General features: G+C 72.4%; 12 protein-coding genes. 8 read left to right on the top strand and 4 right to left on the bottom strand.

Annotated elements, in window-relative coordinates; all coding sequences use genetic code 11:
- Positions 1 to 69: 69 nt before the first annotated feature.
- A complete protein-coding gene (locus tag VR44_RS02780) occupies positions 70 to 1,131 on the bottom strand; it encodes an NAD-dependent epimerase/dehydratase family protein (protein WP_045945734.1) in 1,062 nt (353 codons plus the stop codon).
- Between the two features lie 98 nt (positions 1,132 to 1,229).
- Positions 1,230 to 1,949, bottom strand: a complete 720-nt coding sequence (locus VR44_RS02775) for a TetR/AcrR family transcriptional regulator (RefSeq protein WP_045945730.1) — start codon at positions 1,947 to 1,949, stop codon at positions 1,230 to 1,232.
- 95 nt (positions 1,950 to 2,044) lie between these two features.
- Between VR44_RS02775 and VR44_RS02770 the strand changes: the two genes are divergently transcribed.
- Positions 2,045 to 2,413, top strand: a complete 369-nt coding sequence (locus VR44_RS02770; RefSeq protein WP_045945729.1) for a darcynin family protein — start codon at positions 2,045 to 2,047, stop codon at positions 2,411 to 2,413.
- Between the two features lie 119 nt (positions 2,414 to 2,532).
- Positions 2,533 to 2,694 carry a hypothetical protein gene (locus VR44_RS45860; protein WP_169790971.1) on the top strand — a complete coding sequence of 54 codons (162 nt, stop codon included), beginning with the start codon at positions 2,533 to 2,535 and terminating at the stop codon, positions 2,692 to 2,694.
- A 73-nt stretch (positions 2,695 to 2,767) separates the two neighbouring features.
- On the opposite strand, the gene VR44_RS02765 is transcribed toward VR44_RS45860, so the two are convergent.
- Positions 2,768 to 3,172, bottom strand: coding sequence for an Hsp20/alpha crystallin family protein (locus VR44_RS02765; protein ID WP_052713445.1), 405 nt, complete (start codon positions 3,170 to 3,172; stop codon positions 2,768 to 2,770).
- 447 nt (positions 3,173 to 3,619) lie between these two features.
- Between VR44_RS02765 and VR44_RS02760 the strand changes: the two genes are divergently transcribed.
- Positions 3,620 to 3,991: a DUF5335 family protein gene (locus tag VR44_RS02760; RefSeq protein WP_045945728.1), complete on the top strand. Its 372-nt coding sequence runs from the start codon at positions 3,620 to 3,622 to the stop codon at positions 3,989 to 3,991.
- Positions 3,992 to 4,051: 60 nt separating this feature from the next.
- On the opposite strand, the gene VR44_RS02755 is transcribed toward VR44_RS02760, so the two are convergent.
- Positions 4,052 to 4,468, bottom strand: coding sequence for an Hsp20/alpha crystallin family protein (locus VR44_RS02755; RefSeq protein WP_045945727.1), 417 nt, complete (start codon positions 4,466 to 4,468; stop codon positions 4,052 to 4,054).
- Between the two features lie 265 nt (positions 4,469 to 4,733).
- On the opposite strand from VR44_RS02755, the gene VR44_RS02750 reads away from it, so the two are divergent.
- The 5 genes from VR44_RS02750 to VR44_RS02730 form a co-directional block, all read left to right on the top strand.
- Entirely contained in the window at positions 4,734 to 6,290 is a 1,557-nt protein-coding gene (locus tag VR44_RS02750) for an ATP-binding SpoIIE family protein phosphatase (protein ID WP_425424481.1), read from the top strand.
- Between the two features lie 220 nt (positions 6,291 to 6,510).
- A complete protein-coding gene (locus tag VR44_RS02745; RefSeq protein ID WP_094191396.1) occupies positions 6,511 to 7,344 on the top strand; it encodes a VOC family protein in 834 nt (277 codons plus the stop codon).
- Positions 7,345 to 7,448: 104 nt separating this feature from the next.
- The gene (gene dnaK, locus VR44_RS02740; RefSeq protein WP_045945732.1) at positions 7,449 to 9,365 is read left to right on the top strand and encodes a molecular chaperone DnaK; all 1,917 of its coding nucleotides are present in this window, start codon (positions 7,449 to 7,451) and stop codon (positions 9,363 to 9,365) included.
- A 24-nt stretch (positions 9,366 to 9,389) separates the two neighbouring features.
- A complete protein-coding gene (locus VR44_RS02735; RefSeq protein WP_045945725.1) occupies positions 9,390 to 9,902 on the top strand; it encodes a nucleotide exchange factor GrpE in 513 nt (170 codons plus the stop codon).
- 67 nt (positions 9,903 to 9,969) lie between these two features.
- Positions 9,970 to 10,305 (top strand): DnaJ domain-containing protein (locus VR44_RS02730; RefSeq protein WP_045945731.1); only part of this gene is annotated, 336 nt, incomplete at its 3' end.

The raw sequence follows: 10,305 nt of genomic DNA, 5'->3' as shown, positions 1-10,305 counted from the left end.
CCGACCCCAACCGGCCCGCATGCTCCGGCATCCGCGCCGGCCCCGGCCGGCCCGTGCGCTCCGGCCGGGCTACCCGGCCCGGACCGGGGCCCGCTGGCCGGCCCGGGCGAACTCGGCCATGCCCTCGGCGAACGTGACCTCGGGCCGCCAGCCCAGCTCACGGCGCAGCCGGGCCGAGTCCGCCGTGATGTGCCGGACGTCGCCCAGCCGGAACTCCCCCGTGACCACGGGAGCCGGGCCGCCGTGCTCGGCCGCGAGCGCGGCGGCCATCTCCCCCACGGTGTGGGGATCGCCGCTGCCCACGTTGTACGCCCTGTGCCCGCCGTCCGGCAGCCCTTCGACACCGGCCAGGGCCGCCGCGTTCGCCCGGGCCACGTCCCGCACGTGCACGAAGTCCCGCCGCTGCGCGCCGTCCTCGAAGACCCGCGGGGCCTCCCCCCGGGCCAGCGCGGACCGGAAGAAGGAGGCGACACCCGCGTACGGGGTGTCGCGCGGCATCCCCGGCCCGTACACGTTGTGGTACCGCAGCGACACGGCCGTACCACCGCTCGACCGCGCCCAGGCGGCGGCCAGGTGCTCCTGCGCGAGCTTCGTCGTCGCGTACACGTTCCGCGGATCCGCCGGCGCGTCCTCGTCCACCAGGCCGGGGACGAGCTCGGCCCCGCACCGCGGGCAGCACGGCTCGAACCGGCCCGCCTCCAGATCCGGGACCGCCCGCGGGCCCGGCCGCACCACTCCGTGCTCGCGGCACTCGTACCGCCCCTCCCCGTACACCACCATCGACCCGGCCTGCACGAACCGCCGCACCCCCGCCCGGGCCATCCCGGCCAGCAGCACCGCCGTCCCCAGGTCGTTGCAGGCGACGTACTCCGGCGCGTCCGCGAAGTCCTTCCCCAGGCCCACCATCGCGGCCTGATGACACACGGCGTCCACACCGCGCAGGGCCCGCCCCACCGCCTCCGCGTCCCGCACGTCACCCCGGACGAACTCGGCGTCCGGCAGCTCGGGAGCATCCGGATGGGCGGTGGGCAACAAGGCGTCCAGCACCACGGGCGTGTGCCCCCCGGCTGCCAGGACGGCCACCACGTGCGAGCCGATGAAACCGGCTCCTCCTGTAACGAGAACTCGCATGCCCGGGACGTTACGGAACCCCACCCGCCGACGGCGTCTCCCGCACCGCACCGTAAGACTTCCGTCACCCCCGCCAGGCGGTCACCCCCGCCAGGCGGTCAGGCGGCCGGGTCGCCCAGCATCGCGAGGACGTCGTCGACGGTGTGCTCGAAGAGGGGCCCGGGGTCGGTGAGGGCGAAGTCGAGGTGCCCGAAGACCTCCACCGCCACCGCCCCGTACAGACGGGCCCATGAGGCGACGAAGACATAGATCGCCTCCAGGGGCACGGGCTCTCCCGACAGGTGTTCGCGCACCTCCTCCAGCTGCGCCGCCCAGCCCGGGTCCAGGTCCGCGGGCACCCGTACGCCGCCGCGGCGCCAGAGTTCGACCATGAGGCCGAGGACGACCGTCCCGAAGCGCCAGCTGGGGTCGTGGGCGGCGGCCCCGGGTGCGGTGTCGGCGTCCGCCACGGGCTTGGCGAACAGCAGGGTGAACTCGTTGGGGTGGGCCAGCGCCCAGCGGCGCAGTTCACGGGCGACCTCGCGCAGCCGCGGCCCGGGCCGGTCGGCGGGCTGCCGTTCGCGGGCTGCGGCCAGGGCGGCGGCGAGTTCGTCGTACAGGTGGGAGACCAGGGCCTGGACCAGCTCCCGGTGCCCGGCGTAGTACCGGTACAGGCCCGGAGCCGTCAGGCCCATCTCCCGGGCGACCGCCCGGACCGTCACCGCCGCCGGCCCCTCCTCGACCAGCAGCCGCCGGGCGATGCGCATCGCATCGGCCAGGGCCTCCTCGCGCACGCGGTGGCGGCGCCTGCCCGCGGCAGCCCCCGAGGTGTCCGTCATCGCCGTGGTCCCGTCCTCCCCTTGACAAAGTTAACGGGTATCACTTTAGCTTCTCATTAGAGTTAACGGTGTAAACAATTCACTTTGGGGGACTCATGACGTACGGCATCGTGCTGACCTACACGCTCACTCCGCGCTGGCTGGCGCTGCCGCGCGAGGAACGCAACCGCATGCGTGCCGCGCACATCGAGCCGGTGTTCGCCCGGTACGCGGACCGCGTCACGGCCCGGTTCTTCGACGCCGAGGCCTTCAGCGGCCGCTTCTCCGACTTCGCCGTGCTGGAGACCGAGGACCTGGGCGCGTACTACTTCCTCATCGAGGCCCTGCGCGACACCCCGCTCATCCACGACGGCCACCTCGTCCTCGGCGAGGTCATCCTCGGCGTCCGGGACGGCTTCCAGACCTACGAGCACCACCTCGCCCCGGCCCCCGGGACAACCCCGGCCACGGAGGCCCGCGCATGAGCGGGCGCGGCACCCCTTCGGGGTGGTTTGTTCATGTTTCGGACAGGGTATTGCGGGCGGCCATGTCACTGCGCAGACTGAGCGGATCCACTTCCCCACACAGAACAGCAGGTGCCGTCATGGGCGAACACGTGCACATCCGCCACAGGGACGGCATGGAAGTATCACCGGCCGGCGAGCTCGTCGAGACCTACCACTGCCCGTGCGGAAGCATGTGGACCAAGGTCTACCCGCTCGAGGGCCGTGAGCCGTACACCGTGAAGGGCACCGCGGCGCCGTAGCCGGTCGCCCGGGCGGGGCGGCGGCGGACGGGGCGCCCTCCCCTTGTTGCTGTTCCCTCGGTCGTCCGAGTGCTCAAGTGCCCTCGGTCCCCTGCATGTCCTCAGCCGTCTCGGCCTGCGCGCCTCGACCGCCTCCGGCCATCCGGGACTCTTCGGCCGCGCCGATGCCCTCGGCGCCCGCGCTCTTGAGCTCGATCTTGCGGCGCTTCCTCTCGGTCGCCTTCGCGATGCGCACCGTGAGCATTCCGTCGCTCAGGTCCGCGTCGCACTGGCCGGCGTCCACCATGCCCGGAAGGCTGGTGCGGTAGGAGAACCTGCCCGTCCTACGGGACAGAACCTTTCCGCGGTGCTCCTCGGAGACCTCTCCGCTGATGCTGAGCTCGTTGTCGCCGACCTCGATGTCGACGTTCTCCGCGGGTACACCCGGCAGCTCCATCCGTACGACGTACGCGTCGTCGGTTTCCTCTTCCTCGGCCATCGGCAGCCACTGGCCGCCGGTGGTGGCGGGAAACCGCCGCCTGCTCCAGCAGCCGGCCCATCTCGCCCCACATGTTCTCGAAGTCCCGGAACGGGTCCCAGGACGGCCGCAGCCGCTCGGACAGAGCGCCTCCGCGCCGGATCGGCAGCACCATCGTCAACACCTCCATGCCTCAGCGGGCGGGAGCGGAGCCGGAACCCCACTCGAAGGGTGCCGCGCTCCCGTCTTCCGGCGACTGTCCGTCCCACCACCGGCTAAACCAGCAGGACAGGGGGAATGACAGGCGGCCCGTCTGTGATGCGACGCATGACGGATGTCCGCCGGGTCGCGGGGGAATGCAGGGCCCGGGCAGGGGTAGCCCCAAGCATGTGAGCGCGCGTCGGAGTGACTGCCACCGCCGAGGTCCGCACAGCCGACCCGCGAGAATCCGACCGAAGGTCCGAAAACATGCCTGGCAACGCATCTCTCGACCGGAGTGACTGGACGAGCACGCTCGACGAGGCCACCGCCACCCATGAGGGGGAGCTCATCACGATCGAAGTGATGGACCAGAGCATCGGCCATCAGTACGAAGCCGAGCGACTGCCCTTCTCCTACCTCTCGTACGACCACAAGAGCGACGCGGTGGTCGTCGCCGTCGGGGGGCGGCCGCCCCGTTACCCCGTCGTGCTGCGACACATCGTGGCGCATCCGAAGGAGATCGACGTCTCGACGGTGGACGTCCCCGAAACGGCCATCCGGGTCCTGGACCAGGACGACACCGCCACCTTGATCACCTTCTACCCGGCCGGCCCGGCCGGCCCGGCCGCGCAGTCCTGACGATCCGCTGCCGCAGGGCCGCCACGGGCACCCGGACGGGGCCGGGCGCCCGCCGACGGATCACGACTGCAGCTCCTTGCTGCCGCCGGTGCCGATCTCGATCTTCCGCGGCTTGGCCTGCTCGGCAACCGGGATGCGCAGACTGAGCACGCCGGCGTCGTACACCGCCTCGATGTGCTCCGTGTCCAGGTTCTCGCCGAGGAACAGCTGACGGGTGAACGTACCCGTGGGCCGCTCGGAGATCACCACGTCGGCACCTTCCTTGACCTCCGGCTTGCGTTCGGCCTGAACGGTGAGCATGTCCTCCTCAACGCTCAGGTCGACGGAGTCGGGGTCGACGCCCGGCAGGTCGAACTTGACCCACACCGAGCCGTCCTCACGCCAGGCGTCCATGGGCATCGCCGCAGGGCGCTGCACGCCGTTGAAGAGCTGGGTGAGCCGGTCCAGCTCATGGAAAGGGTCGGTTCGCATCAGCATCCGATCATCGCCTCCTCATGGATATCAAGAGCTGGTTCATGGTTTGCTCCGGGTTTGCTCCCGATAACTCTTATATAGCTCGCAGCAGACAACTTGACAAGGCTCGGCTCAAGTTTTCTATGCCGCTGCTGGTATGTAAGGTGGCATAGGTAACAAATAGGAAATTGAGTCGCTGCCCTCGCGCGGGTGTGACTCGAGCGACGGTGACGCGCCGTGCGGACGTCTCGTACCCGTTGCCCGGGGGCGCAGCGCAGGGGTGAGCACGATGAGCAGGTACCGCACACTGTCACCCGGGGGCACTGACGGATTCCTGCCCGTGACGGAGATGGCACTGGCGGCCGTCGATCCCACGGGAACGGTCACCGCCTGGAGCCCCGGGGCCCAGGTGCTGCTGGGCTACGTTCCGGCCGAGGTGGTCGGGCGCAACGCCGCCGGGCTGCTGGCGGACGGCCGGCTGCCCGATCCGGCGCGGCGGCACCTGGCCGAGCGCCGGGCCTGGATCGGCAGGGCCGTCCTGCGCCACCGCAGCGGATACCGGATCGAGGCGGACGTGCAGGCGTGCCCGCTGCTGGACGCCGAGGGCGCCATGCGGTGGTGGTCGGTGCAGGCGACGATCCCCGAGGAGAGCGATGGAGCCGCTCTCGCCTTGCAGCGCAGCCTCCTGCAGCAGCGGCTGCCGACTCTGCAGGCGGTGGAGACGGCGACGCGCTACCTCCCGGCCGAACCGCATGCGGGGGTCGGCGGGGACTGGTTCGACGTCATCCCCCTGTCCGGCGCCCGGGTGGCCCTCGTCGTCGGCGACGTCGTCGGACACGGCGTCCACGCATCCGCCGCGATGGGCCGCCTGCGCACCGCGGTGCGCACCCTGGCCGACGTCGACCTGCCGGCGGACGAGCTGCTGACGGACCTCGACGACCTGATCCTCGAAGAGGCCCGGGAGCGGCCGAGCTCCGACGGCGAGATCGGGGCCACCTGCGTGTACGCCGTCTACGATCCGGTCTCCCGGCTCTGCACCGTGGCCAGCGCAGGACATCCGGCGCCGGTGGTCGTCCGTCCCGACGGCGCGGTGGAGGTCCTGGACCTGGAACCGGGGCCGCCGCTCGGCGTGGGAGGCGTGCCCTTCGAGGCCGCCGACTTCACCCTCCCGGCGGGCAGCCTCCTCGTGCTCTACACGGACGGCCTGGTCGAAGCGCGGGGCCGGGACGTGGAGGGCGGCATCGAGGCCCTGCGGCTCGCGCTGACCGCCCCGGCTCCTTCGCTGGACGACGTGTGCGACACCGTGATCGGATCGCTGCTGCCCGTCGCGCCGGACGATGACGTCGCTCTCCTGGTCGCCCGCACCCGTCCGCTGGACGCGGCGCACGTGGCCACGTGGAACATCCCCGCCGACCCGGCGGCGGTCCCCGACGCACGGCGGCGGGCGGTGGCCCAGCTGAAGCGGTGGGACCTGGAGGAGGCCGCGCCCTCGACCGAGCTGATCGTCAGCGAACTGGTCACCAACGCGATCCGGCACGCCGGGGATCCGATCGAGCTGCGGCTGATCCACAACGGCATGCTGATCTGCGAGGTGTCCGACGGGAGCAACACCTCTCCACATCCCAGGCGGGCCCGCGCCCTGGACGAGGGCGGACGCGGGCTGCTGCTGGTCGCGCAGCTCGCCGAACGGTGGGGAACGCGTCACACCGCTGCCGGGAAGACGATCTGGGCCGAGCAGCCCCGTCCCCTGCGCCCGCCCGTCCCTGAGCGGAGGCGGCGGCCCCCGGTGCGGTCGGGGAGCGTCCCCTTGGACGGGGCCAGGCCGTCCTGCGGGGCCGGGGCGTGACGGACGGGGGCGTGGGTCCGGCGCTGCGGGAGGCGGCCGGCACCGTCGCCCCCCGTCGCCGAGCCGCACCGGTGTCGACGCGGCCACCGTCCGGTAAGGCCCGGGCCGTGCGTACCGGGCAGGCGGATGGGCAGGCGCCAGCCGACGGGCGAGCCCGCGTGCCCGCCGGGGCCCGGCCTCGCGCGGACGGCCCCGGCCGACCCGAGAGGAGGAGATGATCATGGTTCTGGTGACGGCGGAACTCGCGGGGGCGCCCTGCTGGATCAGCCTGACGGCGCGGGATGTGGCCGCCTCCGAGAGCTTCTACAACGCGGTGCTCGGGTGGACGTTCCGGCGGGGATCGCTGGGCCGGGCCTTCTCGGTGGCGGAGGCGGACGGCGTTCCCGTGGCCGGCATCGCCGCGGTGGCCCGCGAGCTGGCCGTCCCGGTGGCGTGGACCCCGTACTTCGCCGTCGACGACGCCGACGACGCGGTGGCCCGGATCCGCGAGCGCGGAGGCACCGTCGGCGTCGGACCCGTCGCCTACCCTCCGCGCGGGCGCGCGGCCCTGGCCGTCGACCGCGAGGGCGCGGCCTTCGGGATCTGGGAAGGGCGGGTCCTGACGGAGTGGCGGGTCGGAGACGGAACGGCCCCCGCTTGGCTGGAACTTCACACCGCGGATGCCCTCGACGCCGCCCTCTTCTACGGCGAGACGCTCCAGTGGGCCTCGGACGGCGGGACGGGCTGCTGCGAGGTCTCCTACGAGCACGACCAGGTCGTCCTGCGGTACGACGGCGAGGACGTGGCGCGCCTCAACAGCGGACCCGTCGAAGAGGCCGCCGAGAAGCCCCAGCTGCGACCGCGCTGGCTCGTCCACTTCCGGGTCCGGGACCTGGAGGCCGCCACCGAGGCCGCCGTCGAACACGGCGGGACGGTGGTTCAGGAGGGCGCGTGGCCGACCCGGACCAGACAGGTCACCGTACGGGATCCGGACGGCGCGCTGTTCACCCTCGACCCATCACGCACCGCCCCTTGGCCGATCAGGCCTGATGCACAGCCTTCCACGCGGAGCTGAGGTCCGGGAAGGCGGTGCCGCCCAGGGCATGCCGAAGCCGAATGCGGGCAGGCGCGGGAGGCCGCGTGCGAGGCAGGACGCGAGTCCAGGCTGGAGGGATGGCGATGGCGAAGGCTGTGGGTATCGATCTTGGTACGACGAACTCGGTGATCGCCGTCTACGAGGGCGGCCAGCCCCGAGTGATCACCAACACCGAAGGAGGCCGGACGACGCCGTCGGTGGTGGCCTTCACCGACACCGGCGAGCGGCTCGTCGGCCAGATGGCCCGGCGCCAGGCGGTGCTCAACCCCCAGGGCACCGTGTACTCCGCCAAGCGGTTCGTCGGCCGCAGGCACGCCGAGGTGGCCACGGAGGCCGGGCAGGTCTCGTACGAGGTGGTCCCCGGTCCCGAGGACGCGGCGCGCTTCTCCGTACGCGGCAAGCAGTACGCCCCGGAGGAGATCTCCGCCTCCGTCCTGCGCAAGCTCGCCGACGACGCCTCCAAGCAGCTCGGGGAGAAGGTCACCCAGGCCGTGATCACGGTCCCGGCGTACTTCAACGACGCGCAGCGACAGGCGACGAAGGACGCCGGCCGGATCGCCGGGCTCGAGGTGCTGCGGATCATCAACGAGCCGACCGCGGCCGCCCTGGCCTACGGACTCGACAAGAAGAAGCACGAGACGGTCCTGGTCTTCGACCTCGGCGGCGGCACGTTCGACGTCAGCGTCCTGGACGTGGGCGACGGCGTGGTGGAGGTGCGCTCCACCGCCGGCGACACCCACCTCGGTGGCGACGACTTCGACCGGCGGCTGGTGGACCACCTGGCGGAGGACTTCCAGCGGCTCAACGGGATCGACCTGCGCCGCGACCCGCAGGCGCTGCAGCGGCTGTACGAGGCGGCGGAGAAGGCGAAGGTGGAGCTGTCCTCGACCGCGCAGACACAGATCAATCTGCCCTTCGTCACCGCGGACGCCTCCGGCCCCAAGCACCTGACGACCACCGTGAGCCGGGCCACGTTCGAGCAGCTGACGGCCGACCTGGTGGAGCGGTGCATGGGCCCGGTGCGGCAGGCGATGGCCGACGGCAAGGTGACGGCCGACGACCTGGACGAGGTGATCCTCGTCGGCGGGTCCACGCGGATCCCGGCCGTGCAGGCGCTGGTGCGGCGGCTGACCGGCGGCAAGGACCCCAACATGTCGGTCAACCCCGACGAGGTCGTGGCCCTGGGCGCGGCCGTACAGGCGGCGGTGCTCCAGGGCGAGGTCAAGGACGTGCTGCTGCTGGACGTCACCCCGCTCTCCCTGGGCGTGGAGACGCTGGGCGGGCTGATGACCAAGCTCATCGAGCGCAACACGACCATCCCCACCCGGCGCAGCGAGACCTTCACCACGGCCGACGACAACCAGCCGGCCGTGGACGTGGTCGTCCTCCAGGGCGAACGCGAACGGGCCGCCGACAACCGGGTGCTGGGCCGGGTGCGGCTGGAGAACATCCGCCCGGCGCCCCGGGGGCTGCCGCAGATCGAGGTGACGTTCGACATCGACGCCAACGGCATCCTGAACGTGTCGGCGAAGGACAAGGACACCGGCGCCGAGCAGAGCATCACCGTCTCCGGCAGCGGCACCCTGGACGAGGCCGAGGTCCAGCGCATGGTCCAGGACGCCGAACGCAACCGGGCCGAGGACTCCCGCCTCCGCGAGCTGGTGGAGGCCCGCAACGCGCTGGACAGCGTCGCGTACCAGGTGGAGCGGCGCCTCGGCGAGCTCGGCGACGCGGTCGCCGTGCACGAGAAGGCGCGGGCCGAGACGCTGGTCGCCGACGCGCGGCAGGCCGTCAAGGAGGAGGCCCCGCTGGACCGCGTACGGTCCCTGACCGGGGATCTCCAGCAGATGCTGCACGGCCTGGCGGCGGCCGGCGGGCCCGGTGGCGCCGGCTCCGGACAGGGACCCGGCTCCGGACAGGGACCCGGCTCCGCGCCGCAGGGCGGCGGGGCCCCGGGCGGGGACGACGACGTGATAGACGCCGAGTTCCGGCCCGGCTGACGCCCGTGCGCGAGTGAGGTGACCATGAACGACAAGGCGCGAGAGCCCGGCCGCCCCGCCGAAGAACCGGACGTACCCCGCGATGCCGCGCCCGCCCTTCCCGAGCTGGACGCCGAGGAACTGCGGGATCGCTGGCAGCGTGCCGTGGCGGACGTGGAGAACCTCCGCAAGCGCTGCGAACGGCAGCTGGAGGAGGCGCGCCGGAGCGAACGGGACCGTGTGACGGCCGAGTGGCTGCCGGTCGTGGACCACCTGGAGCTGGCGCTCCAGCACGCGGCGGCCGATCCGCGTTCGATCGTCGCCGGGGTGGAGGCGGTCTGCCAGCAGGCGTTCGCGGTGCTCGCCCAGCTGGGCTACCGGCGGATCGCGCAGGTCGGCGACCGCTTCGACCCGGCCCTCCACGAGGCCGCTCAGGTCCGCGAGGAGCCGGAGGCCGCACCGGGCAGCATCGTCCAGGTGCTGCGCCCGGGATACGACAGCGACAGCGGACTGCTGCGCCCGGCGGTCGTGTCGGTCGCGGCGAAACCGGAGCGATGACGTGCGACGGCGTACGAGGACGTGGACGCGGCGGTGCACGGTGGTGCGGGGACCGGGGGTGTAGCCGATGGCCGCGTCGAAGCGTGACTACTACGACGTACTCGGCGTCCCCAGGAACGCCGGTGCGGAGGAGATCCAGCGCGCGTACCGCAATCTCGCCCGCCGCTGGCACCCCGATCTGAACAAGGACCCGGAGGCCGAGGAGCGGTTCAAGGAGATCAGCGAGGCGTACGAGGTCCTCTCCGACCCCGAGAACCGCAAGCGCTACGACCACTTCGGCCACGCGTGGCAGCAGGCCGGGAAGGGCTCCGCGCCCGGCCCCGGCGGGCCCTTCGGCGGGGGCGGCGGACGGCGGGTGTACGTCAACACCGGCGGTGGGCCGGGCCTCGGCGGCGGTTTCGAC

Source organism: Streptomyces katrae (assembly GCF_000966975.1).
GTDB classification, from domain to species: Bacteria; Actinomycetota; Actinomycetes; order Streptomycetales; family Streptomycetaceae; genus Streptomyces; species Streptomyces katrae.
This window is presented reverse-complemented; position numbering and strand designations above follow the sequence as displayed.